This is a genomic window from Arthrobacter sp. SX1312, assembly GCF_002929295.1.
Lineage (GTDB): Bacteria > Actinomycetota > Actinomycetes > Actinomycetales > Micrococcaceae > Arthrobacter_D.
In genome coordinates, this window is sequence record NZ_PJIM01000003.1 from 433,848 (window position 1) to 460,507 (window position 26,660).

Below are 26,660 nucleotides of genomic sequence, written 5' to 3' on the forward strand. Positions count from 1 at the left end.
GGAGCTGCACTTCTCAGCCGAGCGGCGTGAGGATCATCCCGGTTCCGGCCCTGCCGCAGATCGCGCGAAGATGCTCGAGGAGGCTCTCAGGGATCGGGATGCCGTTCTGGCCGCGGCTCGCGCGTGCCACGGCTTCGGGGTCGCCGGGAAGGATGACATCGGGCTCGTCCCGCATCATGAGGCGCAGGAGGTCGTCGACGTAGCGCGCGGTCTCCCCACCCTCCGCAACGCTCGCCGGATCGATCACCAGGACGAAGTGTCCGAGATTGTCGCTGCCCGCGTCATCCAGCGGAAGCGCGGCCCCTGAGAACGCCGCGCTGAGCACAGTGACCATCAGACTGAGACCGAAGCCCTTGTGTCCGCCGGTCTCGGGGCTGGAGCCCCCGAGCGGGCTGAGCGTTCCCTCCCCCGTGGTCAGCAGGGAGTACGCGAGGGCAGCATCGGTCACAGGGTTGCCCAGTGCATCATTGACCCAGCCGGCGGGCAGGTCCCGTCCACTCAGGGCGTAGGCCTTCACCTTGTTCATCGCCACGACGCTCGTGGACATGTCGACCACGAGCTCCCCGCCGCCCGCGCGGGGTGCGGCGAAAGCGATCGGATTGGTCCCGAGGATCGGCGTCGTGCCTCCCAGTGCTGCCACCACGGGTGTCCGCGTCGTCGTCATCATGAGGGAGACCAGGCCGCGCTGCGCGGCGGTCCGGACGTAGTAGCCGAGCGCTCCCAGGTGGTGCGAGTTGCCCACCGCCACCGCCCCGATCCCGCAGACAGTGGCTTTCTGAATCGCCAGCTCCAACGCATGGAGACCCGCCGGGTGTCCCAGGCCGGCACCGGCGTCGACGACGGCGAAGGCCGGAGCGTCCCGTACCACGCGGGGGACGGCGTCGAGCCTGACGCGGTTCTCGGACCGGAGCTTCTCGTACAGCATCAGCATCGAGACGCCATGGGAGTCGATGCCTGAGAGATCGGTGTCCACCAACACCGTCGCCGTAGCGGCAGCTGATTCATCCGGCATCCCCCAGGCGCGAAGAATGGCGACGATCTGCTCGTGCACCTGTGCGGCGTCGAAGCGGCACGTCTCTTCCTGGCTCACCGGTTCCGCTCCTCCATCTCGTCGGCGATGCGCCGGCCGATCTCCAGTGCGGCGGTCGCGGCCGGCGATGGCGCGTTGAGCACGTGGATCTGGCGGGGCGCCCGGTCGAAGTAGAAGTCGTCGACCAGGTCGCCGTTCCTGCGCATCGCCTGCGCGCGGACTCCCGCGTGGGTCGGCACGAGGCTGTCGTCGCCGAGGTCCGGGACGAGCTCCCGGAGGCTGGCCAGGAACTTCTTCCGGGACAGGGAGCGGGAGACCTCGGACAGCCCGACCTTCCAGTATTTCGCGCCGAGCTTCCACAGCCCGGACCAGGCAGCACTCTCGAGGACGTCCCGCGGATTGATCGTGAGCCAGGTGTACCCTTCACGCGCCAGGGCGAAGACCGCATTGGGCCCTGCATGGACCCCGCCGCCGATCATCTTCGTCAGGTGGACGCCGAGGAAGGGGAGGCTCGGATCCGGTACCGGGTAGATCAGGCCGTGGACCAGATGGGACTGGTCCGGAGTGAGTTCGAAGTACTCGCCGCGGAACGGGATGATCCGCACCTCCGGGGTGAGGCCGGCCAGCCGCGCGATGCGGTCACTGTGCAGGCCGGCGCAGTTGATGAGCTCATCGGCGGAGATCTCCCCGCTGGAGGTCGAGACGGTCACGGACCGGTCGTCGGCGGAGATTCCGACGACCTCCGTTCCCAGCCGGATCTCACCCCCGGCCTCGATGATCAGCCGTCCGAGCACGTCGCAGATTCTCCGGTAATCGACGATTCCCGTCGAATCGACCCTGAGGGCTGCCACGCAGGCAACATGCGGTTCATGCTCGCGGGCCTCTTCGGGGGAGATCATCCGGCAGGGCACCCCGTTCGCGAGGCCACGGCGGTGGAGCTCCTCGAGCGCCGGAACCTGATCCTGCCGGGAAGCGACCACCAGCTTCCCGCAGATGTCCACTGCCACTCCATGGTCCTCCGCGAACCGCCGCATCGACTGCGCGCCTGCAGTCCCAAGGGTCGCCTTCAGGCTCCCCGGCGCGTAGTACAGCCCGGAGTGGATGACGCCCGAGTTGTTCCCGGTCTGGTGGTCTGCCAGCCGGGGTTCCTTGTCGACGACGGTCACCCGGTAACCGCGCAGCCCCAGCTCATAGGCGGTGGCCAATCCGACGATTCCAGCACCTACAACTACTACGGAGTTCTTCATTCTCGTGTACCTCGTCTGACATCGTTGTCGTAGATCACCGCAAACCTGCCACAACTCTATATGGTGTACATCAACAATATAGAGTTCGAAGCCAGGCGCGGCCGCCGGGTCAGGAGGCTTGCTTCGCAGGACCCGACGGAAGGACGTGCCCGTGTCGACTCCCCCGGACCTCCACCTGCTGAGCTCCCTCGTCGTCCGCAAGGCCCTGGACGGCGTCGTCCTTCCGGCCTTCCGGCCTTCCGGTCTCTCGGTCCGGACCGAGTATCTTCCGACCACCCTCCTCCTCGAGAAGCTCGACGCCGGCGCCGCACCGGATGTGCTGATCGGGACCCGGAAAGCGCTACAGGACCTCGAGGCCTCGGGCGTTCTCGCCGGCGGGCGTGCGGTGCCCCTCGTGAGGTCCGCGATCGGCCTCGGCGTGGCCCCGGGTGCAGAGCCTCCTTCGATAACGACCGAAAGCGACCTCGTCGACGCGCTGCTCGGCGCCCGGTCCGTCGCGTTCTCTCGCGCCGGGCAGAGCGGCATCTTCTTCCAGGAGCTCCTCGTCCGACTCGGCATCGCGGAGCAGGTGCTCGCACGGGCGACTGCCCTCGAATCGGGATTCACGGGTACCGCCCTGATGGACGGGCGAGCCGATCTCGCCCTGCAGCAGGTCAGCGAACTGCTGTTCGTCGATGGCATCGAGACCGTGGTTCCCCTGCCGGAAGAATGTCAGCAGTACACCGACTTCTCCATTGCCCTGGGCCCCGGCGCACAGGGCCAGGCCGCAGCACAACGCCTCGTCGACCACCTGACGGGCGGCCCGGCACGGGACGCCTACATGGCGACCGGGCTGCAGAACATCAGCGCCTGATTCGACGGCTTCCAAGCGACCTCAGGCAACGCTCTATTCACCGTCTCCGGCTGCACCGCCGACATCCACTGGTCCCGAGAAAGTGATCTCAGGTGTGGGTCCGGACGTGCCTGTATAGGTCTGCCCTGAGTCGCCGGCACGCAGAACGGCAGGGTCGTTGTAGACCGACCTTTCGCCGTCGTCGGCCGCAAAGCTTGTAGCTACGGCGCCTGGCGTCAGTGCTGCGGCTGCGATCGCACCAGGAATCCGTGAGGCGGGGTCCTCGGCGGAGGAGCCCGCCACCAACTCGATTCGGATTGGTACGCTCCTGCCGCCATCGTCAGCTGCCATGTCGTCCTCCGTCCTTTTGGCCGATGTTTGAACTCCGATGATCCTCCGCGGGGTGTAGCAGTCAAGAGAGGGCTGACCACCATCATTGGGATTCCCCAGGACCTTCGGTGTCGGCGGGCCCTCCGGCCGTTGTGCGGAGTGATGGCGCTACCTATGATTTCCCTGCCGGGGGCGGATTCTGGTCTCGACCAACTGCATCGGGGGCCATCCCATGACCGACTTCTTCACCATGAAACCCGGCGAAGCCGCGCCGCCAGTGCCCGCAGGGCCCATCCTCTGCACCGGGTCGGCGGGCATGCGGCGCATCCACCGCTTCTTCCTGTGGGCGTACGGCGAGGCGCCCGGCCTCGTGCAGTCCGTCGAGCCGGGCGACACCGCCCGCGCCTCCTATGTGGGCGAAGTGCTGGGCAACTTCGACAACGTGCTCCATGTCCATCACGAAGGCGAGGATCTCCTCATGTACCCGCGCCTGGCGGACAGAGCACCCGTGTGCGCACTGCATGTGGAGCAGATGCTGGAGCAGCATCGGCAGGTCACGCAGCGACTCGACAGCATCGAGCCTGTTCGCCGGAGCTGGATGGAGACGGCGGACGCAGCCACGGGAAAGGATCTCGCCGAACGGTACGAAGACCTGTCGACAGTCCTCCAGGTGCACCTGCGCCGAGAGGTCACGGAGGTGATGCCCGTTGTCGACAGGGTGCTGACCGAGAAGGAGATAGGCGAGGTCGCGGAGCACGGTATCGACACGTTCGACAAGAAGTTCCTGGTCGGCTATCTCGGGATGGTGCTCGCCACGAATCCGCCCGGCGACAGGGAGGAACTCTTCAAGGAGATCCCCCTGCCGGTCCGCATTGCGTACCGGCTCTTCGGGCGCCGGCTGTACCGGAAGCAGTACGCCACCCTCTTCCCGGGACGAGTCATTCCCGACACGCTCTGAGCCGCTTCGAAGGGGGCTGCGGTACTGGTGAGACGAGGGACGAAAGCCTCTGACCACGCGGCATGGACCGGGTTGAAGATCGACTCCTACGCAGGCGCGATGGTGCCGTCGTCACGCAGAGCGATGGCGCCGCTTTCCATCCGAGGACGCTGGATGGCACCGCCAAGCACCCGAGGAGTAGAGCGTGCCGAGGAACCAGTCCAAGACCTTCCTGGACAGGACCGACGCCGGCCGGCAGTTGGGGCAGCGGTTCGCCGGGTTGCGGGGTCAGGACGTGGTGGTGCTGGGTCTGCCACGGGGCGGTGTTCCGGTGGCCTTCGAGGTGGCGAAAGCCCTTGATGCGCCGCTGGACGTGATCGTGGTGCGGAAACTGGGGGTTCCGTTCCGGCCGGAAGTTGCCATGGGCGCCATCGGCGAGGGCGGCGCCCGGGTTCTCGAACCACGCGTCCTCTCGCGGGCCCGTATCACGGAGGAGGACCTGAGAACGGTCGAGAGGGAGGAACGCCAGCTCCTGGAAAGGCGCCTGACCCGGTACCGGCAGGGAAGGACCCGGGCCGATGTCCACGGGCGCGCCGTCGTCGTGGTGGATGACGGCATTGCCACCGGCTCCACTGCACGGGTGGCGTGCCAGGTCGCCCGGCAGCTCGGCGCCGCACGGGTGATCCTGGCGGTGCCCGTCGCGCCGGCCGGCACGGTGGCCTCGTTCACCGAAGCGGATGGGATCGTGTGCCTTCTTTCACCGCGGAACTTCGAGGCGGTGGGCTGCTACTACGACGACTTCTCGCCCACCGAGGACGACGAGGTGGTGAGGCTGCTCGATCTGGGCTCGCAGCCGAACCGACCGGCTTCTGAGCCGCCCGGAAAGCAGGGGCATGCTCGTGGCTCCTGGGGCCTGGGACTACACCGGCGGAACCGACTACACCGAAGGAGCACCACATGGAACGAGTCATCGATAAGGTAGCGCTGGTCACCGGGGGTGCACGTGGCATCGGCGCTGCTGTGGCATTGCGGCTGCATGGCGAAGGAGCGAAGGTCGTCATCGGTGACATCCTGGACGAGGCCGGTCAGGAGACTGCGGAGCGTATGGGCTCCGGCGCTCTCTACGTCCACCTCGATGTGACCGATCCGCAGGACTGGCAGACTGCGGTGGACGCCGCTGTCGAGACGTTCGGGGGCCTGAACATCCTGGTGAACAATGCCGGCATCGTGAACTTCGCCCCTATCGAGGATTACACCCTCGAACAATGGAACGCTGTCATCGCCGTGAACCTGACCGGCACGTTCAACGGGATTAAGGCTGCAATCCCGGCACTCAAACAGTCCAGAGGCGGGTCGATCATCAACATCTCCTCGATCGCCGGCATGCGCGGCTATGAGCAGATCTCGGGATACTCGGCGTCAAAGTTCGGCGTGCGGGGACTCACCAAGAGCGCTGCCCTGGACCTGGGACCCCATCGCATCAGGGTCAATTCGGTCCATCCCGGAGTCATCTCCACCCCGATGACGGCCGACATCCAGGCGGACATGAGCCAGGTGGCACTCGGCCGCGAAGGCCATCCGGGGGAAGTCGCGAACCTCGTCCTGTACCTGGCGTCCGACGAGTCGTCGTACGTCACCGGAGCCGACTTCGTCATCGACGGCGGTGATACGGCAGGCACGGTGACCCGTCGCGAGGAGACCTGACCACTTGCAAGGAACGACGTCGGCTACCGCCTGGCTCAGCCTCGTAGAATGACCCCGCGAACCGGTGATGCCAGGGTGATTCCTGGTCGGCAAACGCGACCTCCACGCCCGCTGTGTTGCACCGGGTGGTCAGCGCCTCGCAGTGGCGAGCAGGTCATCGAGTTCAATCAACCGAGTCGGGTCCGGGCTGGATCCCGTCCTCGATCCACGGGTAGCCCGTCGCGAGCGGGGCGCCGTCGTCGTACTTCGCGAGCCACTCGACAGCGGCACCGTGGTAGCGGTGGAAGCCCTTGTAGTCGACGAGTTCGGGGTCCAGGGACGCGAGGGCCCGATGCAACCGCTTCGCCCAGTCCGGGGCGTGCGCCACGAGTTCCGCCAGGCTGACGAGGTACGTACGCACCGGGAACACGATGGCGTTCGACCGGGGTAGGCGGTGCAGGGGCTGCAGTTCGATGCGCAGGTACACCATCTCGCCGGCGTTCTCGGGCGTGACCTTCGCCCGGTCCGGAGCCCAATCCGGGAGCGTTTCCACCGAGGTCTCGAGACGCGGGTTGACGGTCAGCGACCAGTTGACACGCCGTACGGGGTGCCCGGGCTTCATGCGGAGCAGGAACTTGAGGGCCCTGTCCAGGATTCCCATCGTGTCCAGCTTGGGCACGGGCCCGTGGAACTCGGCGAAGTTCATGCCGAGGTTGAACTGCAGCGAGTAGTCGGCTCGCTGGGTCGTCATCCCGGCACCGATGACGAGCGTGTTGTCCTTCTCCTCGAGGACCACGAACTCGCCCTGCGCCTGACGCGTGGAGTACTCCATCGGATCCAGTGGCAGAGTTGCGGGATCACCGAAGGTGAACGAGTCATCGATGCCGAGGAGCCGGTTCTGCCAACGCCACTCATTGCCGTTCTTGGTAAGGGTGAAGTGCTCGGGGAAGTCCCTGGAGTAGGACTCGAAGATGAGCTCCAGCATGTCCCACTGAGCTTCCATCATGTGCGGAAGCGCGAGGTAGTGGACTCCCGGCATGTCTCGCAGCATCTGGTCGCGATGGGCGCACTCGGACACATAGTGCTCGTCGATATCGAAAGCAGCCCTCAGAGCACCGGTGCCGGCGGCGACGTGCGGTTCGAGATTCATCGAGTACATGTATTCGTCGTCCGGGAACGGGAAGGGCAGACGGCGGACCGCTTCACGGGAGTTTTGGAACCGGTACTCACCTTCCGGTGTGTACGTCTCGTCCGCAGTGAAGTCGGTTGTCCTAGGAATCGCGGTCATCGGTGGTCTCCTTATGCGTTGATAACAATTTTTGTGCAGGTCGCCCGCGACACGCAGGGCATGATGAGCTTGTTCGTGCAGCGGTCCGATTCGGAGAGCCAGTCATCGCGGTGGTCGATGCTGCCGTCGAGCTCCAGGACCTCGGTCTCGCACTCGCCGCAGGCACCGCCCCGGCAGAGGTAGGGCAGCTTGTGGCCGGCTTCCTCGACCGCCTCCAGCAGCGACTGTTCGGGCGATACCTCAATTACGGCACCTGACCGAGCCAGGGTGACGGAGAAGGGGGCACCCGTGGACCCGAGGTCCTCGAACCGCTCGAAGTGAATGTTCGAGTCCGTCCAACCGTGGGCATGGGCCGCCCCAATGACGTCGTCGACCATCCGGGCGGGCCCGCAGACGTAGGCATGGGTGCCGAGCGGTCGGCCGGCCAGGACGTCGGACGCGTTCAGCCGGGATCCGTCGCCGTCTCCGTACAGCCTGACCCTCTCCCCGTAAATCTCTTGGAGTTCACGACCGAGAGTGGCGTGCTCGGGTCCACGGACGGCCAGGTGAAGTTCGAACGAACCTCCCTTGAGGTTCAGTTCGTCCAGCTGCGAATAGATAGGGGTAACCCCGACGCCGCCGGCGATGAACACGTGATGCCGGGCGTGCTTGGAGAGGGGGAAGAGATTCGCCGGGGTGGTGACGAGGAGGGCGTCACCCTCGCGGACCTTCTCGTGCAGGGTGATAGAGCCACGCTTGCCGTCATGGATGCGACGGACAGCGATCTGGTACTTGCTCGTGTCGTAGGGCGAGCTCATGAGCGAGTAGGCGTTGCGCCGCGTCTGTCCGTCGTCGAAAGGAATGAGGACCCTGACGTGGCTTCCTCCCGAGAAGGGTGGCAGCCATGATCCGTCCTCGGCGGACAGGGTGTACCGGTTGATCTCCGGTGTCACCGGCTCGATACGATCGACCCTCAGCCGCAGGGATCCGTGCTGTGCCTCACTCATGTATCCAACTCCTCATCGTCTGGCAGTTCGCCGGGTACTTCGCCGTCCGCCTTCACGCCCTGGAAGGCGGCGAGCCTCCGGGAGTAGTGGTCCCGGACCACCAGGTCGCGTTCACAGCCTGGGCACCTGAAGACCCGTCGGGTCACGTTCTCCGAATAGTGACTGCAGTGCGCGCACCACACACGCCGCACGAAGGAGCCGGCGTGCTCGCGCAGCACCTCGTCCGTATTCATGCCGTACGAGGTGGCAACCTGCATCGAGGTGCCGATGAACCCCTCCGAACCCGAGAGGTACAACCGGGTCCCCATTTCCGCCGTCAGGAGGAAGGCGTCGAGGCCCCGAACCGCTTCGGTGTTGCTCGGGAACACGAGAAGCTCGCGCACCGGGAATGCCTGGAGGTCGGCCAGGTGGTTCTTGCCCGTGAACGATTCGGTCGAGTACAGCACGGTGGTGGTCGCCAGCTGCTCCGGGGTCATTTCTCCGAGCAGGCGTACCAGCACCCCTCCGCCACTGCCCTGCGCGGCGGCGACGTGGCTCAGGCCGGTCGCCATCGGTGTCAGCTCGTCGTAGACAGGACGACTCTTGATGCCGGTGATCAGCACGGCCCGTTACCCCCGATCCTTGGACCCGACCACCGGGACCGCGTCGGACCGGCTACCGGACATGACACCCGGCACGGCATCGGCCGCCGGAGCGTCGCCCTTGAGGTACGGCTTCTTCCAGGCCATGTAGACCAGACCGAGCACGACGACGGTTACCGCGGAGATCAGGACCACGTAGTTGGCGAACCAGCCGTCCTCCGGAGTCCGAGGCCAGGCCATGTTCACCATGCCCAGCACGCCCCATACAAGGGCTGCAATGTTCACCGGGATGCCCCAGGCGCCCAGTTGGAAGGCCCCGTTCGGCTTCCAGCCGAGGATGCGGGCTCGGAGCGAGGCGAGAACGACCATCTGAAACCCCATGTACATGCCCATCGCTGCGAAGGAGATGATGACCGTCAGGGCGTCGCTGGAGACCTTGGACCCGATGACGATGACGGCGGGCACCAGTCCTGCGAGGAGCAGTGCGTAGGGAGGTACATGGCGCGTCTCGCTGAAGGTGCTCAGGAGCTTGCTGCCCGGGAGGATACCGTCGCGGGCCATCGAGTAGGCGAGGCGCGAGGTGGCCGCCTGCAGGCTGAGTACGCAGGAGAGGAAGGAGACGAGGACGACGGCGAGGACCACCTTGAAGCCGACCGGTCCGAAGGCGGAGAGAAGAACGTTACCCACGGGATCCGTCTCGGTTCCGGAGATCACGGCTGCGAAGTCAGGAACGGCGAGGATCAGGGACAGGCAGACGAACATCGCAGCGAAGCCGCCGATGTAGATGGTCATTCTCATGGCTTTGGGGATGGTCCGGCCCGGGTTCGGGACTTCCTCGGCCACGTCGCCGCAGGCTTCGAATCCGTAGTACTGGAAAATACCGATCAATCCGGCGGCCGCGAACGCTACGAAGTAGCTGTTCCCTTCGCCCGCACCGAAGGCCTGGAACAGGACGCCGAGGTCGTGCTGCCGGGCCGTGAGCAGCAGCCAGCTTCCTACAGCCAGTGCACCACCGAGCTCCGCCAGGAGGCCGATCATCGCCACGGTGTTCAGGACCTTGGTTCCTCCGAGGTTCAGGACCGTTGCGAACGCTATGACCACGAGGCCCGAGACGATGGTGGAGTTGACGGTGTTCTCCATGCCGACGAGGGTGCTCAGGAACGGCCCCGCCCCATAGGCGACGCTGGCGATCGTGGTCAGGAGCGCTACGAGGTAGACCCATCCGTTCATCCAGCCCCATTTGCGGCCCCATAGTCTGCGGGACCAAGGATAGACTCCACCGGCCACGGGGTACGCCGCGACGACTTCTCCGAAGACCGTAGCGACGAGGAGCTGACCGACGCCGACGATGACGAGCGACCAGAACATCGGCGGCCCGGCGACGCCCAGCGACGCCGCGAAAAGCGAGTACACGGCGACGACCGGCGACAGGTAGGTGAATCCCAGCGAGACGTTCCCCCAAAAGGTCATCTCCCGCTTGAATTGTCTCTCGTAGGAGTAGCCGAGGCTGGCCAGATGCTCAGCATCCTGGTCGGCGACAGACTCCTTGGGCGCTTCCGCACTCTCTACATGCATCGGATTCCTTCTCTTGGACCCACTGGAGCTCGTGTGAGCTGGACCACGTCGTAAAAACTATAGTTTCAAATGTTTTAGCGCGCAATCCCAGCCTTCGGTCGCCTACTGGCGGCTCCCCTGGCCGGGCGAGCGGCCATAAGGCTGGCTTAACCTACGTTCCCGATGGATTTCTGCTCCAGGAGAGAGGCTTGAGCCGGGCCGGGCTACAGTTAGTGCTGTCCGTCCACCGCATGGAGTCTCCTCTTGGCACCCACCACCGTTTTCCAAGCCCATGTATACCGATCGCTGCCGGAGACCGAGCGCTCCGAAGCCATCGTGAACCGGATCTCCAAGGCGATCTCTTTGGGTCTACTGAAGGTCGGCGAGCGGCTCCCCCCGGAGACGGCTCTTTCGGAGATGTTCGGAGTCGCGCCGTCCACTCTCCGCGAAGCATTGTCCGATCTCCGGCGGCAGGGCATAGTCGCCACACGGCGTGGACGCAGTGGTGGGACGTTCATCGTCAAGCAGCCCTTCACCTCGGAGGAGGCGATGAGAAAGTGGTTCCGGGAGACCTCCATCGCCGAGATCCGGGACGTCGGAGACGAGCACGCCGCCATCGCTGCCTCCACAGTGAGGCTTGCTTGCGAACGGGCCGAGCCCCACGAGGTGGGCAGGCTCCTGGAACTCGCGCGGGGCCTCGCCCTCTCGGACAAACCGGAAACGCGTGCGCGTGCTGACAGCCGGTTCCACATCGAGCTGGCGGTCTTGGCCCAGTCACCGCGGCTCACCAATGCGGAAATCAGATTGCAGGCCGAAATCGTCCAGGCCCTGTGGGCACCCCTGCCATCCACCCGCGATCCAGAACAGGTCGCAGCCGAACACCTTGCACTGGCCCGCGCCATCGCGGACGACGCCTCCGAGGACGCCCAGCGATTAATGCTGCAACACATCCGACACGACATCCATCATCTGGTGGACACCAAACTGTCCCTCGGATACCCCACCTATCAGCAGGAGCGCCAATGACCGCCAACGCCCCTGCCAGCAAAGCCGCTGCCGAGATCGCCGCTTGGATGAACGCGCTCGGTCACGACGTCGATGAATTCGCCGCACGAACGGCGGGACTTTGGGCCGACCGGCCACGACCCTTCGGCCTCACGCCCGGCGACATCACGAAGCTGGAAAGCCAGGCCGGCGAATTTCTCGCAGCCCATGAATTCGTCGTGGGAGCGGGAGTCATCTTCTCGACCGAAGCCATCAAGGGCAATGACGGCGGACTGGAGTGGTGGATCAGGCGCCAGGAGAGCATCGAGAAACTGGAATTCGACCTGACGCCGGGGGGCGAACGGTTCTACGACTACCAGAACATGCCGTTCTTCGCCGCAGCCAGTCGCACCGGGCAGCAGACGGCATGGGGCCCGTACGTCGACTATCTCGGGCTGGATGAATACATCCTCACCTACTCCGCGCCCATACAGCTCGCCGGGAGGTTCGCGGGAGTAGCCGGCTGCGACATCAGGATCCGGACTCTCGAAGAGATCTTCATGCCCGTCCTCCGGGCCATCCCCGGAGACGCCGCACTGATCAACGGAAGCGGCCGCGTTGTCGTCGGGAATTCCGGGGCGTACCTGGTGGGCGAAAGAATACGCTCTACCCCGGCTGGTAGCGAGGTGACTCCGGTCGATGTGCCGCATCTCGGATTCTCGCTCCTGAGCCCCTGCTGATCCCAACGGAACCGTAAGGACGAAGGCCCGGCTACCGTTGAGCAACGCGCTCGGCCGGGCGCCGCCCGCCGTCGTACGCCGTGGAGCTAGAACAGGCGGATGGGGATCTCCGCCGGGTCCGGCCCCACGCCGGCGACCACATGTGCCCCGGACGGTGCCGTGGTGGGATACCCGGCGCCGATCTGACGCTTGATCTGCTCGAGTTCGTCCTTGAGCGAATCGACAGTGGCAAGGTACTTCCTGAACTCAGCTTTCCGGCGTCGAGCATTGTTGAAGCTGACAAATGCGGCGACGATGGCCACCGGGACCGACACCAGCAAAGCCCACCCGGACGTAGCGAGGAAGTCCAGCGTGACGGGGAGCGCCTGTTGGAAGGCACGGAAGTCGTTCACCCCGCCCACGACTCCTTCCAGCGCGGTGTCCAAAGGTTCCAGGTAATCCCCCACCAGCGGCGTCTCGGAGAGCGATGGAGCGCTCAGCGACGCCATCCCCTCAGGTGACCACCGCGGATCACTAAAGTGGTTCAGGACGTAGATCCCGGCGGCGGCGTTCAGAGCTGCGAAGAGGAGAACTGCACCCAGCGCAATCCAATGAAGACTGCGTCGAAGCAGGAAGCCGGCCACCAGCGCGACGACGGTGGGTGCAACCCAGGTGAGGATGCGAAGTACGTCGAGGCCCACGCCGCCCAGTAGATCCAAGGAATGCCCCCATAGAGATGAAATCGGTGCCTGCTTCGGCCCTCAGGCTATCTGTCTTCGCCCAGCGGGGCGGGCCGCAGCTCCGTAGGTGCCAAGAAAAGGCGGGCCGCCCACCAAAAGGTGAGCGGCCCGCCGTCGTACGCAGTGAATTAGTACGCCGTGGATCTAGAACACGCGGATGGGGATCTCCGCCGGGTCCATGAGCAGCCCCTCGATCTCGTCGTCGAGCCGGACCAGCGTGATGGACGCACCGGCCATGTCCAGGGACGTGCAGTACTCCCCCACATAGCTGCGACCCACGCTGATGCCCTGCTCCGCGAGCCGCTTGTGCGCCTGCCCGTACAGCAGGTACAGCTCGCTGATCGGGGTACCGCCGAGGCCGTTGACCATGAGCGCCACGCGGTCGCCCTCCTTGAAGGGCAGGTCCTTCACGATCGGCGCGAGCAGCTCCTCGACGATCTCGTTGGCCGGCATCATTTTCGCCCGACGACGGCCCGGCTCCCCGTGGATACCGACGCCCATCTCGATCTCGTCGGCGCCGAGCTCGAACAGCGGGCTGCCCTTGGCCGGCGGCGTACACGCGGTGAGCGCGACGCCCATAGTCCGGGTCACCGAGTTCACCTTCTCGCCGATCCGGATGACCTCGCCGAGGTCCGCGCCCCGCTCCGACCCGGCGGCCACGGCCTTGATGACGAAGAAGTTGCCCGCCACCCCGCGGCGCCCGATCGTGTAGGTGGAGTCCTCCACGGAGACGTCGTCATTGATGAACAGCGTCTTCACCTCGATGCCGTCCGCCGAGGACATCTCCTGCGCCATCTCGAAGACCATCTTGTCGCCCGTGTAGTTGTTCACCAGCAGCAGCACGCCCTTGGGCGACGCCATGAGCTTGGTGGTCTCGTACACGTAGTCGAACGGCGGGGCCGCGAACACGTCGCCCGGGCACGCGGCGTCGAGCATGCCCTTGCCCACGATCATCACGTGGGCGGGCTCGTGCCCGGAGCCGGAGCCCTGCACGATCGACACCTTGCTCTCGTCGGGGCCGTCGGCGCGCATGATCAGGTTGTACTCGGGCACGTACTTCAGGGTGTCCGGGTTGGCGAGCGCCAGGCCCTCGAGCATCTCGGGGACGAACTGCTGGGGATCATTGACGAACTTCTTCATGGGGGCTCCACATCGTTGTGAGGGTTGGACGGGTGGGGATGGAACTGTCAGGGCCAGTCGGCCACGATGCGTTCGACGATGACGGCCACGGCCACCGCGCCCGCGTCGGGTGAGCCGATGCTGCGGGTGCCGCTGTAGCTGGCGCGGCCACGCTTGGCCTCCATGGTCGACGTCGCATCCGCGCATTCGCGGACCTTCGCGGCGAACGCCTTCCGGCAGTCCTCCGGCGAGGCGCCCGCGGCGAGCTGGCGTTCGAGCTCGTCGGTGGCGGGGATGAGGGCATCGAGCAGGGTCTTGTCGCCGAGGTCCGAGTTGCCACGCGCCTTGATGCCGTCGGTCGCACCGCGGAGCATGGCGACGACGGCGGCCCCGTCGATCATGTCGACGGTCTTCGCGGCGGCGGATGCCCGCAGGAACGCTGTCCCCCACAACGGTCCGGAGGTCCCACCGATCCTGCTGGAGATTGCGAGCGCGATCTGCTGCAGGAACGTGGCGGCGTCGTCGCGCTTGAGTGAATCCCAGTCGGCCAGGACCTTCTCGAAGCCGCGGGCGAGGGAGTAGCCGAGGTCGCCGTCGCCCACCACGGCGTCGAGGTCGCCGAACTCCTTCTCCTTCTCGACGGTGGTCTGCGCCAGGGAGCGGACGACGTACTCGACGTCGTCGATCTTGGTGGTGCTCATGGTGTCTCCGTTCCGGTGGACGGTGCAGGGGAAGTCCCAGTCGACGACGTGGGAAGCAGCGCCTGCAGGGTAGCGAGGGTGACGGCGCCATCGACGCCGACGCCGTGCGGGTCGGCGAGGACCTCGACCGGTTCACCGTCCGGGTCCCCGAGGGCGCTCACGACGAGCGCCGCGCCCGTGAAGTCCTCCTCGCGGGTGAACCCGCTGACGGTCACCACGGTGGCGAGGCCCGCGGCAACGGCGGCGCGCAGCCCATTGCCGCTGTCCTCGACGACGATCGCGTCGTCGGCCGGGACCCCGAGCTCCTTCAGCGCCAGCAGGTAGATGTCCGGTGCCGGTTTCTTGGCGGGCACCACGTCGCCGGCGAACACCGCGAAGTGCGACGCGAGATCCTCCCCGACGGCGTGCGTCAGGACGGCGCGGACCGCGGGTTCGGCGGAGGTGGAGGCGACGGCGAGCGTCCACCCTGCGTCGTACGCTTCCTTCACGATGCGGGCGATGCCCGGCCGGGCGGGCATCACGCCGCTCTCCACGAGACCCTTGTAGATCTCGGTCTTCCGCTTGTGCCAGGCGAGAATCGTCGCGTCGGTCGAGGTGTCGTCGTCGAGGCTGAGCTCCGCGATCAGCGCGGGGGTCAGGATGCTGCGCATGCGCTCCTTACCGCCGCCGATCTTCACCCGGTCGGCGTACTCGTCGACGCTCCATTGCACTGGGACGCCGAACTCGGCGAAGGTCCGGTTGAAGGCGGGCAGGTGGCCGTACTGCTCGGTGTCGGCGAGCACGCCGTCGCAGTCGAAGATGAGCGCGGGCATGCTCAGCGGCCACCCTTCCCGGCGCTGCCGAACTGCGTACAGAGATCCGTGGTGAGGGCGACGACGTCGGCCCGCGTGTGCTTGAACAGCGACGGCGGATCCCACTTGCTGTTCTGCTCGGCCTGCTTGAGGAACGCCAGGCTGGACTGCATGTACGTCTCCTTGAGCGCCGTGGAGATGTTGACCTTCGCGCAGCCGCGGGCGATGAGGTCGGCAAACTGTTCGGCGCTGAGCCCGCTGCCGCCGTGCAGGGCGATGGGGACGCTGCGGGCCTCGACGAGCTGGGTGACGCGGTCGGCGTCGAGCACCGGAGCGGCCTTGTAGCTGCCGTGGGCGTTGCCGATGGAGGGGGCGAAGACGTCGATCCCGGTCGCGTCGATGAACGCGAGCGCCACCTCGAGGGTCTGCTGGCGGGACACGTCGTCGGAGCCGTGGTCGTCCTCGACGCCGGTGATCGCCTCGATCTCGCCCTCCACCTGCGCATTGTGGCGGCGGGCTTCGGCGACGACCTCGATGGTCTGGCGCTGGTTCTCCTCAACCGGGAGCTCGGACGCGTCGAAGAGCACCGAGTTCCAGCCGACCCGCAGACAGTCCGTGATGACCTCGCGGTCCGGGCAGTGGTCCAGGTGCAGGGTGACGGGCACCTCGATGCCGCGCGTCATGGACCGCCACATGTCGAAGAGCACGCGGGAGCCGATGGTGCGCACGGTCTTCACCGAGGTCTGCAGGATCACCGGGGAGTTGGCCTCTACCGCGCCGGCGAGCACGCCCTCCATGGTCAGGTCGTTGAAGATGTTGATGGCGGGCACTCCGTAGCGTGCTTGGAATGCCGGGTCGACGATGTCCTTCAGGGGTACGACAGCCACGATATGTTTCCTCCTGGTCAGGCTTCCTCCCACGCTAAGTGGGGGTTCGCGCTCTGGGTATGGGGGTTCTCCCGCCCCTGGCCTGGGGGGAATCACCACCCCGGGAAATTCCTACCTCGCCAGCGGTGGACGCCGGTGGTTGAGTGGGCCGCGGCCGTCCGGCCACCCACTTCGACGACGAAGGACACCCATGACACCCGGATCAGTACTCGAGACCATCACGTCGGAAGAAGCCCGCATCGTCATCGACGCGGCGGCAGCGAAGGCCACGGAGATCGGCCAGCCCATGGACATCGCCGTGGTCGACGCCGGCGGGAATTTGAAGGCGCATGTGCGCATGGACGGCGCGAACATCGGCAGCATCACCATCGCGATCAACAAGGCCTACACCGCCATCGCCTTTCAGTGCGAGACCGGCGACCTGCAGGAAGTCACCCGGCCCGACGGTCCCATCTACGGACTGAACGATGCTCATGGCGGACGCCTCGTGGTGTTCCCCGGCGGCATCCCGCTGGTCCGCGACGGCAGCATCATCGGCGCGATCGGCGTCTCCACCGGCACCATCGAGCAGGACCAGGAAGTCGCCTCCGCCGGCGCCGCCGCCTACCTGGAGTTCGCGATCGCCTGACGGAGTGCCGAGTCACGGTCTCATGACCGCTTATCCTCACGCGACGCGCTGGACTCGGCAATCCGCTTGATCGCGGCGAGCGTTGTCGGGATGCCGTCGAGCGCCTGCTGGGTGCGGTCGGCGATCTGCGCGGGCGCATCATCGCCGAACTTCTCCTCGAACACGGCGATGCCGGCCGGCAGGAATTCCCAGGATTCGGTCAGTGTGGTCCCGGTGCCGGCCGGCGTCAGGGTGTAGCCCCAGCAAACCCTGTCGCCGCCGACCACCCAGGCGAACTCGCGGCCGCGCTCGGCCGCCACGACCTGCGATCGGGTTTCCCAGGCCCGGTCCGGGAGTTCGTTGTGCCCGGTGAACCAGGAACCCACCTGGCCTGCAGCTGCGTCGTCGTCCCACCAGCACCGCGTGCAGACCGGACTCCACTCGCCTGTGCGGGTGATGTCGGAGACGATCTCGTAGACGGCCTCGGGTGACGCCTGGATGGTGACGGACTCCTGGTGGTGGCGGATCTCTGTCTGGCTCATGAGCCCAGTCTCACAGAGCGGTCAAGGCTTCTCCTGCCCGGTCCCGCGCCACCGCAGGATCGGCCGCAGCGCTCCGTGCCCGCATAGACTGGGCTCTCGCGCCGGCTACGAAAGGCTTCACATGTTGAACACCGAACGAACCGGCACCGGAAGGCCACTCGTCCTCGTGCACGGGCTGGGCTCGAGCGTCCGTACTTGGGACCCCGTCCTCCCCCTGCTGCAGGAACAGCGCGAGATCATCGCCATCGACCTTCCCGGGTTCGGCAGCAGCGAGCCGCTCGCGGGCGAGGTGACCATCGCGACCCTCACGGACGCCGTCGAGCAGTTCCTCGAGCAGGAGAACCTGCGCGATGCGGATATCGTCGGAAGCTCGATGGGTGCGCGGATCGTGGTCGAGCTCGCGCGGCGGGGTCACGCCGGCAACGTCGTCGCCCTCGATCCCGGAGGATTCTGGAGCGACACCCAGGTGCGCATCTTCAACGCCAGCATCACCGCGTCCATTGCGCTGGTACGGCGCCTCCAGCCCGTCCTGCCGTCACTCGTCCAGCAGGCTGCGGGCCGGACGGCGTTGCTCGCCCAGTTCTCCGCGGCCCCCTGGAAGCTCGACCCGGACCTCGTCCTCACCGAGCTCCGCGGATTCGCCACCTCGCCCGGTCTTGACGAAGCGCGTAGATCGCTCGCGCACGGACCGCGCCAGGCAGGCGCGCCACGGGGGACGATCAGGGGCACGCTGGCGTTCGGCTGGGGCCGGGCGGACAGGGTCACCCCGCTCAGCGAGGCCGCCGTCGCCATGTCTCTCTATCCGGACGCCACCCTGCACGTCTTCGAGGACTGCGGGCACTTCCCGCACTGGGACCAGCCGAAGGAAACAGCCCGGTTCATCCTCGACGCCACCGCCGCGGGGTCTTCGTAACTATCCCCTGAGCCGCACACCTGGCAAGCGTGCTGGCGGCGCCGGCGCCTACCTGGCGTTCGCTGCCGCCTGATTCTGGCGCTGCAGCCCCACCAGCATGGTGCGGTTTCGGGTCCCGGTCTTCCGGAGCATCGCGCTCACGTGCTTCTCGACGGTCTTGACCGAAATGGCGAGCCGCGTGGCGATCTGCTTGTCCGCCAGGCCTTCGGCCAGGAGGTCGCGGACCTCGAGTTCGCGGGCGGTCAGCTGGATCGCCTCGCCGGGGTCGGTCCCACGGACCTCCGCGAGTCGCGTGAACATCGCCCCGTCGAGCAGGGCGTCGCCGCGGGCGGCGGCGACGACGACGCGTGCCACCTCCGCCGGTGCGGAGGAGAGGGAGAGGAACCCCCGCACGCCTGACGACGCGGCGGCTGCCAGCTGCTCGTCGGTGGGGCGGTCGACGACGGCGACCACCGGCCGCTCCACGGTGTCCTTCTCTCTCCCGCGGGCTTCGGCGTACTCGGCGAGCAGGTGCTCGTCGAGGACGAGCATGTCCGGCTGCAGGAGGGACACCGATTCCGTAAGGTCCTCAAGCGTCCCCACTTCGCCCAGCACCTGTACGGACGGCTCGGAGGTTTCGAGGAGCCGGACGAGCCCGGCCCGGATCAGGGGCTGGATGCAGGCGACGAGGACCTTCCACCGTTCCCGGGAGGCGTCCCCGTTCGAGGAGAAGGGCACTTCGGCGCGGACGCTCGTGCCCCAGCCCGGCGTCGAGTCCACATGTAGCTCGCCGCGCAGGAAGTGGGCGCGGGCGGCCATGCCGTGCAGCCCGAGCCGGGTACCCTTCAGGCTCGGTGTGTCGGGGTCCTCGAACCCGCGGCCGTTGTCCTCGATGACGGCCGCGATACCGGTGGTGTCGTAGAAGATGCCCACCCGGCATGTCCTCGCGTCTGCGTGCACCACCACATTGGCGATCGCCTCCTGGACGATCATGAAAAGCTGGTGAGCCACCGCCGGCGCGAGGTCGTGGGGCTCGCCGGTCACGAGGAACGTCACGTCGATCGGGTAGCTAGCGTTGATCCGGTCAACTTCCTGTCGGACCGCTTCCTCGAGCGTGCGGCCGGCCAGGCTGGAGGGACCGAAGCCCAGCACGGTGCGGCGCGTCTCGAAGAGCGCCTCGTGGGCGAGCACGCGGGCGGCGTCGATGTGCTGGATGGACGGCGAGCCGCCGGGCGTCGCCTTGTCCGCGCGGTCGAGGTGGAGCAGCAGCGAGCCGAGGGACCGTCCGATGGTCTCGTGGACCTCCTGCACCGCGCGTTCGCGTTCACCGGCGACGGCGGCCTCGCGTTCCTTCGCGGCAGCCGCTTGGTGAAGCCGCGAATTCATGATGGCGATGGCCGCGTGGTTGGCGAACAGTTCTACGAGGGAGGCATCCGTCGGGCTGAAGACCCGGCCGGGTCCGTCGCTGAAGATGGCGAACGTGCCGATGATGGTGCCGGCCCAGGTGATGGGGACGCCGATGACGGCACTCCCCCATCGCGGGTCGGCAGGGTCGATGTGGCCGATCGGCACGGATGCGTAGCAGTCGAGGATTACGGTGCCGCGCGTCTTCACGATCTGTCCGGTAAGGCCCTCGGTCAGGGAGAAGGTCTGGCCCTCGCGGCAGCCGACACCCTGGTCCACTTCCTTGCGGTAGTAGCCCTCGGCCTCGTGGACGATCGAGATGGAGCCGCTCTCGCACCCGAGGAGGGCGGCGGCATGCCCGAGGACGCGTTCGAGCAGCGGGACCAGTTCGAACTGGCCGGCGAGGTCTCCGGCCAGTTCGGTGATGCGGTCCAGCTGGGACGGCGGGGTGTGGTTCTGCTGGTTCTGGGTGATGCTGGGCGTGGGAAGCTGCTGCATGGACGGCACCTGTCTCCTGCAACCGGGCGCGACACTGCGCACGGGCCTTCAGAATAGCGGGCCGCCCTCTGCAAGCAACCCCGGTAGGACACCGGGATGCTTGCAGAGGGCGATGACCACCAGGTGCTCTTGCCGCACCCGTCACGCGCTGGAGGAAACTCAAGCAGCCGCTCACTTAGATCGCCCCGCACACCACCGTGGATCCCGACGCCCATGTCAATCTCGTCCTCGCCGAGCTCGAACAGCGGGCTGCCCTTCGCCGGCAGGGTACACGCGGTCAGCGCAACACCGATAGTCCGGGTCACGGAGTTCACCTTCTCGCCGACGGGGACGACCTCGTCGAGGTCCGCCCCGCACTCCGCGGCAGCGGCGACGGCCTTGATCACAAAGACGTTGCCTGCTCCCGCGTGCCGGCGATCATGTGGGTCGAGCCCTCCACAGAGACGTCGTCGTTGATGAACAGTGTCCTCACCTCGATGCCATCCAGCTAGGCATCTCCTCGGGCATCTCGAACACAATCTTGTCGCCCGTGTAGCTGCTCAGCAACAGCAGCAAACCCTTGGGCGAGGCCATCAGCTTGGTCGTCTCGAAAACGTAGTCGAACGGTTGGGCCGCGAACACATCACCCGGGCAGCCGGCGACGAGCATGCCCTTGCCCACGACCATCAAGTGCGCCGGACCATGTCCTCAGCCGGCCCCATAGCAAGGGCGCTGACCTGTCGAGGGTAGACCAGTGCGATACCCTCGCCTCGCTTCATGAGTGTTAGATATCGAGGTCAACCAACTTGACGCCGTCCCAGCTCCAGTTTGAAGCACCGTGAAAGCTAGTGGTTTTGCTAATCTTCGCTCCGCCCCGTTCCTTCAGTGCTTTCGTTAATGGGCCAAGCGCCCATTCTTCGCCCTCAAAAAAGACCTTGGAATCGCTCACCACCTGTGCAACCATGCCCGGATTTGAAATGAACTCGATTGTCTCTCCGATCAAGGGATTCAGTTTCGCCCGTTGATCGAATGAAGTAGAACTGTTTTCGCTTTGATTCCAGTTGCTCGCCCGCTTAAAACTCGGAGGAATAGCCAGGATTTTCTGAGTGATCAAGTTAATCAAATAGTCTTGTCGTCTCCTGATAGATTCGTCGTCCCAAATCTCTCGGTCTAGGACACGATTCTGAGTTACCTGCAGGCCCGATTGCCCAGAATAGGTTTCTTTCTTGTCCCCAAAGGGCTTGTTACCAAGCTCCTGGTTATGGCGGATTAGTGTTATATTTCCAATATTGTTCACAAGCTCCTGATGCACTGCCTCGAAATCCACCCCCAACATTTGACGCCAATCACCATTCAACTTTTGCGGCATGATGTGCTCAAGCTGGAGCCGGGGATCATCCCAAACGGGCCGAGACTTAGTAAGGTGTTCCTCAGCCATTGAAAGAAGCAGCCTAGGATAGTTCCGCGACCGCCCCAAGTTGTAGAAGTTAAGCGTTCGGAGTCGGGATGCCATTTCGTCATCATTGGGCAGTCGCAGCGCGTACTCTTGAGATGAAAGCTGTCGGAATAAATTCTCCGTCTTGTCTTGAGCGCTACAAAGCTCGCCAAGACGCTTGCCCAAAATTGGATAGAATTTGTTTTCAGCCAGAGTGACGCCAAGAACACGTCGACGCAACAGATAGGTTCTGATGCCAGTCAGTACTTCAACGAGATCACTCTCTGACAGAAGTCGAACTTCCCAAGCGGCCAGCACTTCTGCCAAGTAGGAGTAGGCGGGCACGACCCCAATCACGTTGAGATCGAAGATTATCCGGTCGAGTGCCCGAAGCCCTGTTTGTTCAAGGCCACAGATGATGGAGTACGGGTGCGAAAATCTGACGAAGCTCTCGAAAAGTTCTTCCACGCTTCGCCCACGAGCAATGTCCTTGAAAGCCCCATACAGCTCCTTATAGTTGCTCTCGCGGGCAACCTTGAAGCTTCGATGCTGGTCTGCTTGCATCCAGTCACGGAGGAACTCAGATAGCTTACCGGGTAGTCGCTTTTCCAGAGTTAGCCAAAAGCCGTTATAAAGCTCAGATTGCTGCCGCGTACTCTTCCCCATCAATAGGTAGTTGCGAACCAGGTCAGCAAGTGATAGCGGTTTGCCCAAAGAGTTCATTGACTCAAATATTTCCTGCGGATTCTCCCAGGGATTTCGATCTGGCTCAAGTTGTATCGAGATGATACTAAACTTCATTAGGCCCTTCTCGAGAAGGTTCTTTTTATCATCATCAGCCAGAGCGTCAAGCGCCTTGAAGAAGAAAAGGTAATTCTGATATACAGACGAGTTTTTCAGGTTCTCGGGTACGTCGTGCTCAAGAACTAGGAGTTTATAGGCTTCCCAGTCGGTCTCTACCTGCTTGAGTTTGATTTTGTACTCGACGCTTTCGTCAGCTCGATCATTTTCGAGGTAGCGCCTCTGAATTTCTTTCTTGTAGCTGGGGTCATCGATACTGTCTCGTAGAGCCGTCAGTAGGAGCATCGTAGTTGTTATTCGCTGCTGGCCGTCAGTAAGAATATACTTAGCTGGAACCCCAAAACCTACTTCCTCTACAACGTAAACGATACTGCCAAAGAAGTGTTCTGTTTTTACGTTCGACAGGTTCGCTTCTTTAACCTTCTTGACGTCTGAAAGTAACACCTTGCAGTTGTCTGTCGACCACTCGTAATTCCTTTGGTACGGCGGAATGAAAAACGTAACATCGTTGTTCGAGAGAGAATCAAGCAAATACGTAGGGCTTGCTTTCATGAGAAGTTCCTTTTCCGCGACCTGGGCATCATCGAGCATGGGTGTGGGTGCGACGAGCGTGCACGATAGAACCCATTAGCACTAGAGATTATCTGGTTTGAACGCCGAACCTGCGTCGCATCGCCGGGTGGATGCGCTATAAGGCAGTCTCCGAGGCGGATGAGTAACCTGAGCGAGTGTTTCGGTGCCTGGCTATGCGACGAAATTTCAGGGCGGGCTTGAAGCGCGCGAACTGCACGGCGTGCTTCGGCCAACCGGCAGACCCTTTTCACAAATACGCTCACCGTAGATCTCGGTCCCGTTGCAGCGACCGGCTTCAATGGCCTGGCAGCATCGGCCGCGATGGCAGCTCCATACCTCGATGAGTTGAGTTGTCAGAACTTGACGCGTCATCGAGCACGATTTTCGGCCATCCTCGTACATGAAAATGGATACGCGACCTTCACCGTCAGAATCGGTCCCTGGCAGCTCCTTTCGTTTTGAGGAAGATGCGCGGCCAGTTAAGCCTATGAAAGTCGTACCCACTATAGCTATCACAGCGCCACCGCCGCCGCTTCCGCAAAGACATCAGCAGGCATGGGGCGGTGCAACTTCCAAGTGATGGCGATTGGCCTTTCCCCCGAGTGCTGCACGTAGTCCACCGCGCCGAGGCACGTGTACGGCACCGTAAGACCGGTCTCGTCCTCCGCGGTGGGCCGCGTGAAGATCAGGACGTGAGAACCGTGGCTCTTTCGAGCGAGGTACCGGCGTCCAGTCGGGCTTGAGGGCGACGTCGCGTTCTGAGACTCCCAGTGGAACAACTCCGGGCTGATTGCATAGTCCTTGTACATCGTCGACGCTGAATGATTCTTGTCGTCCTTGTTGAGCGTTACGAAGAAGGCGTCCGTCGAGGTTTGAGGACACCAGGCAACGCCCTCGCGGTGCTGCACGTTCTTCCCCGCTTCGAGGTAACCGTAGCTCAGCGCGGCGAGTATTTCCTCTCGACGGTAGGTCGCGTGCGACAGGAGTGGAATGTGCTGCAAGCCCAAGCCAAGGCCCTTGCCCGCGTGACGCGACCTTGCCACCCCAAGCTCAATCAACTGTTGAATCTCGCTGCATACGAAGCGGTATTGGCGAAGGTGGCTGAGGCCCGCGTCGTACGTGCTGAATCCGCCGCCATCACTCCACAGCGTGTAGAACAGCATTCGTGCGAAAGTCTGCTCCCGGGGACCGAGGTCGGCGTAGGGCGGGCACGATGGATCGACCAGCCTCACATACTCCTCTCCGCGTTCGGGATCATCGACGTGCAGGAAGCGCACCATCCGATCAAGGAGCTTTCGCTCGTTTGGACCGGAGAGTTCGAGGATCTGCTGCTCTGTGCCGGTTTCCGCGAGAGAGCCGATCAAACCGGCCTGGCGCAGATAGCCGGTCCAGCAGTCCGTAGTGTTCCGATACAGCTGCTTAAGGTCATTGCCGGACTTGTCGAGATACGAAGCCAAGTTTGTCTCGCCGTAGGAGGTGATGTCCCGGACGAGTTGCGACCGATTGAACCGCAGCTGAGACCTGATGTTGTCGAGGACGACCTTCTGAGCAACACGATCGAGTATGATCTGCGATCCCGACGGAAGGTAAGGGAACTCGTCCTCCACAGCTTTCTCAAGCTGCTTCCGCCCGTATCCGGTGAGGGCTCTGTACCGGAGGTCGAACCGGAACTCACGGCGTTGTTGGCCGATGAAGTCCAATACGGTGAGTACAGACTTCCCTTCGGCTCTCCTAAGTCCACGGCCGAGTTGCTGGAGAAAGACCGTGGAGCTCTGGGTGGGACGCAGGAGGAGCACCGTATCGACCTGCGGTAGATCGAGGCCCTCGTTGAAGAGATCAACAGTGAAGAGGCAGTTGACAGTTAGGTCTCCCAATTGCGCGAGGGCGAGCGCCCGCGCATCGTCGTCGGTACCGCCATAAACGGCGAGCGATCGGATACCCGCACGGTTGAAGACCTCGGCCATGTAGTGCGCGTGCTGAACGGATACGCAGAACCCGAGCGCGCGCATTTCATCAGTATTGGTGACCTTGTCGCGCAGTTCTCGAATCACCTTCGCTGCGCGCGCATCGTTACCCGTGTAGAGGCGGTTAAGTTGTGCAACGTCGTAGTTGCCGCGCTTCCATTCCAACTGGCTGAGGTCGACGTCGTCTGACACCCCGAAGTAATGAAACGGCACTAGGAGGTCAGCGTCCAAAGCATCCCAGAGGCGAAGTTCGCTCGCAGTCCGACCATCGAAGAACTGTTTCGCCACCTCCACCCCATCACCCCGCTCAGGAGTGGCCGTCAACCCGAGTAACTGCTGAGGGCGGAGATGGTCGATGATGCGGCGATAGCTCGGCGCCATCGCGTGGTGGAACTCGTCAATAACGACAACCTCGAAGGAATCTGGTTCCAGCGCTTCGACTCCGCGCGAGGCGAGCGATTGCACCGATGCGAAGACGTGGTTCCACTGGGTTGGCTTGTTGTCTCCCACGTAGAGATCGCCGAACGCGCCGTCTTGCATCACGGTGCGATATGTACTCAGCGCTTGCTTCAGAATCTCCTGTCGGTGCGCCACGAAGAGCAGCTTGAGGCTCCGGCCCGCTACTTCGCAGAGGCGCCGATAATCAAGAGCGGCGGTGACGGTCTTGCCGGTGCCGGTTGCCGCGACCATGAGGTTCCGCGTATGGCCCTTGAGTCGTTCAGATTCGAGATCCTCGAGCATCTCGAGTTGGTGCAGGTACGGCTCTAACTCAAGCCCGGTTTCGGTCTTCGGTGCACCGGTGCGGCGACCACCGTTGCGTTCGAGCGCCGCATCAAGTTTGTCGCCGTCCCGCTCAGGGGCGTAGGACTGAAAGGCGCGCTGTGCCCAGTAGCTATCGAAGGTCACCTCGAACTTCTTGAGGAGGTCTGGTGTGGCGACGGAGCTGAGGCGCACGTTCCATTCCAGCCCGTCGACCAACGCTGCCTTGCTCAAATTTGAGCTCCCCACGTAGGCCGTATCAAAACCGGTGTTGCGACGGAACAACCACGCCTTCGCATGTAACCGCGTCGCTTGCGATTCGTAGCTGATCTTAACCTCAGCGCCGTATCGCTTCACCAGCTCGTCAATCGCTCGGCGCTCAGTAGCACCCATATAGGTGGTCGTTATGACGCGAGGTTTCACCCCCCGCTCGGCCAGGCGCTCGAGAGCCGGGTGGAGTAGCCTAAGCCCGGTCCACCGGATGAAGGCACAGAGAAGATCGACGGTGTTGGCGGACTCCATCTCAGCGCGCAGCTCCGCCGCCAAGTTCGGTTCATCTCTACCGTTGGTTAGGAGTGCCGAGTCGGAGAGCGCCGTCGCGGGCCGCCGCAGGTCGCGCCGATTCACTGACTCGGACTTGTGAAGGGACAGAAGCTGCGACGGTCCCTCGTGAATTACCTCGTCCGCTGACAGTGCCACTAGGAGTTGATTTGCTAAGGCGAGCCGACTCTCGGCCTCAGCCTTGAATAGCGCATCCCTCATCACCGTCGCTAGATGCCGAGACACAGCAACAAGAG

At 64.2% G+C, this 26,660-nt stretch carries 24 protein-coding genes and 1 pseudogene; 8 read left to right on the top strand and 17 right to left on the bottom strand.

Annotated features, from left to right (window positions below):
* Positions 1–13: 13 nt before the first annotated feature.
* Positions 14–1,090 carry an Ldh family oxidoreductase gene (locus CXQ92_RS15175; protein ID WP_181033689.1) on the bottom strand — a complete coding sequence of 359 codons (1,077 nt, stop codon included), beginning with the start codon at positions 1,088–1,090 and terminating at the stop codon, positions 14–16.
* Positions 1,087–2,277, bottom strand: a complete 1,191-nt coding sequence (gene lhgO, locus CXQ92_RS15180; protein WP_104168582.1) for an L-2-hydroxyglutarate oxidase — start codon at positions 2,275–2,277, stop codon at positions 1,087–1,089. Before lhgO ends, CXQ92_RS15175 begins: the two co-directional genes overlap by 4 nt.
* Positions 2,278–2,428: 151 nt before the next feature.
* Here lhgO and CXQ92_RS15185 point away from each other — a divergent pair, with 151 nt between their 5' ends.
* From CXQ92_RS15185 to CXQ92_RS15200, 4 genes are all read left to right on the top strand, one after another.
* Positions 2,429–3,130 (top strand): substrate-binding domain-containing protein, encoded by a 702-nt coding sequence (locus tag CXQ92_RS15185; protein WP_181033690.1) that lies wholly within the window; start codon positions 2,429–2,431, stop codon positions 3,128–3,130.
* Positions 3,131–3,671: 541 nt separating this feature from the next.
* Positions 3,672–4,397, top strand: a complete 726-nt coding sequence (locus tag CXQ92_RS15190; protein WP_104168584.1) for a hemerythrin domain-containing protein — start codon at positions 3,672–3,674, stop codon at positions 4,395–4,397.
* Positions 4,398–4,581: 184 nt separating this feature from the next.
* On the top strand, positions 4,582–5,358 hold the full coding sequence (locus tag CXQ92_RS15195) for a phosphoribosyltransferase (protein WP_104168831.1): 777 nt from the start codon (positions 4,582–4,584) through the stop codon (positions 5,356–5,358).
* On the top strand, positions 5,334–6,080 hold the full coding sequence (locus tag CXQ92_RS15200) for a glucose 1-dehydrogenase (RefSeq protein ID WP_104168585.1): 747 nt from the start codon (positions 5,334–5,336) through the stop codon (positions 6,078–6,080). Before CXQ92_RS15195 ends, CXQ92_RS15200 begins: the two co-directional genes overlap by 25 nt.
* A gap of 163 nt (positions 6,081–6,243) precedes the next feature.
* Here the strand turns inward: CXQ92_RS15200 and CXQ92_RS15205 are convergent, their stop codons facing one another.
* Genes CXQ92_RS15205 through CXQ92_RS15220 form a run of 4 tightly spaced genes read right to left on the bottom strand, consistent with a single transcriptional unit; the run spans position 6,244 to position 10,489 of the window.
* Positions 6,244–7,347, bottom strand: a complete 1,104-nt coding sequence (locus CXQ92_RS15205; protein ID WP_104168586.1) for a DUF3445 domain-containing protein — start codon at positions 7,345–7,347, stop codon at positions 6,244–6,246.
* 11 nt (positions 7,348–7,358) lie between these two features.
* A complete protein-coding gene (locus tag CXQ92_RS15210) occupies positions 7,359–8,333 on the bottom strand; it encodes a PDR/VanB family oxidoreductase (protein WP_104168587.1) in 975 nt (324 codons plus the stop codon).
* The gene (locus CXQ92_RS15215) at positions 8,330–8,935 is read right to left on the bottom strand and encodes a dimethylamine monooxygenase subunit DmmA family protein (RefSeq protein WP_104168588.1); all 606 of its coding nucleotides are present in this window, start codon (positions 8,933–8,935) and stop codon (positions 8,330–8,332) included. Before CXQ92_RS15215 ends, CXQ92_RS15210 begins: the two co-directional genes overlap by 4 nt.
* 6 nt (positions 8,936–8,941) lie before the next feature.
* Complete coding sequence (locus CXQ92_RS15220) at positions 8,942–10,489, bottom strand: APC family permease (RefSeq protein ID WP_104168589.1); 1,548 nt, start codon at positions 10,487–10,489, stop codon at positions 8,942–8,944.
* Positions 10,490–10,732: 243 nt separating this feature from the next.
* On the opposite strand from CXQ92_RS15220, the gene CXQ92_RS15225 reads away from it, so the two are divergent.
* Together CXQ92_RS15225 and CXQ92_RS15230 are read left to right on the top strand one after the other, a co-directional pair.
* Positions 10,733–11,494 carry a FadR/GntR family transcriptional regulator gene (locus CXQ92_RS15225; protein WP_104168590.1) on the top strand — a complete coding sequence of 254 codons (762 nt, stop codon included), beginning with the start codon at positions 10,733–10,735 and terminating at the stop codon, positions 11,492–11,494.
* A complete protein-coding gene (locus tag CXQ92_RS15230; protein WP_104168591.1) occupies positions 11,491–12,192 on the top strand; it encodes a cache domain-containing protein in 702 nt (233 codons plus the stop codon). The genes CXQ92_RS15225 and CXQ92_RS15230 overlap by 4 nt, the downstream gene beginning before the upstream one ends.
* A gap of 86 nt (positions 12,193–12,278) precedes the next feature.
* On the opposite strand, the gene CXQ92_RS15235 is transcribed toward CXQ92_RS15230, so the two are convergent.
* The 5 genes from CXQ92_RS15235 to CXQ92_RS15255 all read right to left on the bottom strand — a co-directional run bounded on the left by CXQ92_RS15235 (position 12,279) and on the right by CXQ92_RS15255 (position 16,409).
* The gene (locus tag CXQ92_RS15235) at positions 12,279–12,872 is read right to left on the bottom strand and encodes a hypothetical protein (protein WP_181033691.1); all 594 of its coding nucleotides are present in this window, start codon (positions 12,870–12,872) and stop codon (positions 12,279–12,281) included.
* Positions 12,873–13,055: 183 nt separating this feature from the next.
* Positions 13,056–14,051, bottom strand: a complete 996-nt coding sequence (gene dhaK / locus CXQ92_RS15240) for a dihydroxyacetone kinase subunit DhaK (RefSeq protein WP_104168592.1) — start codon at positions 14,049–14,051, stop codon at positions 13,056–13,058.
* Positions 14,052–14,098: 47 nt separating this feature from the next.
* On the bottom strand, positions 14,099–14,731 hold the full coding sequence (dhaL, locus tag CXQ92_RS15245) for a dihydroxyacetone kinase subunit DhaL (protein WP_104168593.1): 633 nt from the start codon (positions 14,729–14,731) through the stop codon (positions 14,099–14,101).
* Positions 14,728–15,543 (bottom strand): HAD-IA family hydrolase, encoded by an 816-nt coding sequence (locus tag CXQ92_RS15250; RefSeq protein WP_104168594.1) that lies wholly within the window; start codon positions 15,541–15,543, stop codon positions 14,728–14,730. The genes dhaL and CXQ92_RS15250 overlap by 4 nt, the downstream gene beginning before the upstream one ends.
* Positions 15,544–15,545: 2 nt before the next feature.
* The gene (locus tag CXQ92_RS15255) at positions 15,546–16,409 is read right to left on the bottom strand and encodes a class II fructose-bisphosphate aldolase (protein ID WP_104168595.1); all 864 of its coding nucleotides are present in this window, start codon (positions 16,407–16,409) and stop codon (positions 15,546–15,548) included.
* A 190-nt stretch (positions 16,410–16,599) separates the two neighbouring features.
* Between CXQ92_RS15255 and CXQ92_RS15260 the strand changes: the two genes are divergently transcribed.
* Positions 16,600–17,037, top strand: a complete 438-nt coding sequence (locus CXQ92_RS15260; protein WP_104168596.1) for a heme-binding protein — start codon at positions 16,600–16,602, stop codon at positions 17,035–17,037.
* A 20-nt stretch (positions 17,038–17,057) separates the two neighbouring features.
* On the opposite strand, the gene CXQ92_RS15265 is transcribed toward CXQ92_RS15260, so the two are convergent.
* On the bottom strand, positions 17,058–17,558 hold the full coding sequence (locus CXQ92_RS15265) for an SRPBCC family protein (RefSeq protein ID WP_104168597.1): 501 nt from the start codon (positions 17,556–17,558) through the stop codon (positions 17,058–17,060).
* 121 nt (positions 17,559–17,679) lie between these two features.
* Here CXQ92_RS15265 and CXQ92_RS15270 point away from each other — a divergent pair, with 121 nt between their 5' ends.
* Positions 17,680–18,471 (top strand): alpha/beta fold hydrolase, encoded by a 792-nt coding sequence (locus CXQ92_RS15270; protein ID WP_104168598.1) that lies wholly within the window; start codon positions 17,680–17,682, stop codon positions 18,469–18,471.
* Positions 18,472–18,519: 48 nt separating this feature from the next.
* On the opposite strand, the gene CXQ92_RS15275 is transcribed toward CXQ92_RS15270, so the two are convergent.
* The 5 genes and pseudogenes from CXQ92_RS15275 to CXQ92_RS15290 all read right to left on the bottom strand — a co-directional run bounded on the left by CXQ92_RS15275 (position 18,520) and on the right by CXQ92_RS15290 (position 26,625).
* Positions 18,520–20,352 (bottom strand): GAF domain-containing protein, encoded by a 1,833-nt coding sequence (locus CXQ92_RS15275; RefSeq protein WP_104168599.1) that lies wholly within the window; start codon positions 20,350–20,352, stop codon positions 18,520–18,522.
* A gap of 254 nt (positions 20,353–20,606) precedes the next feature.
* A pseudogene (locus CXQ92_RS18730) lies at positions 20,607–20,738 on the bottom strand (dihydroxyacetone kinase subunit DhaK); the annotation flags it as partial.
* An 82-nt stretch (positions 20,739–20,820) separates the two neighbouring features.
* Positions 20,821–21,018 carry a dihydroxyacetone kinase subunit DhaK gene (locus CXQ92_RS18735; protein ID WP_258069982.1) on the bottom strand — a complete coding sequence of 66 codons (198 nt, stop codon included), beginning with the start codon at positions 21,016–21,018 and terminating at the stop codon, positions 20,821–20,823.
* A 97-nt stretch (positions 21,019–21,115) separates the two neighbouring features.
* Positions 21,116–23,158 (bottom strand): DUF262 domain-containing protein, encoded by a 2,043-nt coding sequence (locus tag CXQ92_RS15285; RefSeq protein ID WP_104168600.1) that lies wholly within the window; start codon positions 23,156–23,158, stop codon positions 21,116–21,118.
* Positions 23,159–23,652: 494 nt separating this feature from the next.
* Positions 23,653–26,625 (bottom strand): DUF3427 domain-containing protein, encoded by a 2,973-nt coding sequence (locus CXQ92_RS15290; RefSeq protein WP_258070018.1) that lies wholly within the window; start codon positions 26,623–26,625, stop codon positions 23,653–23,655.
* Between the last annotated feature and the right edge of the window lie 35 nt (positions 26,626–26,660).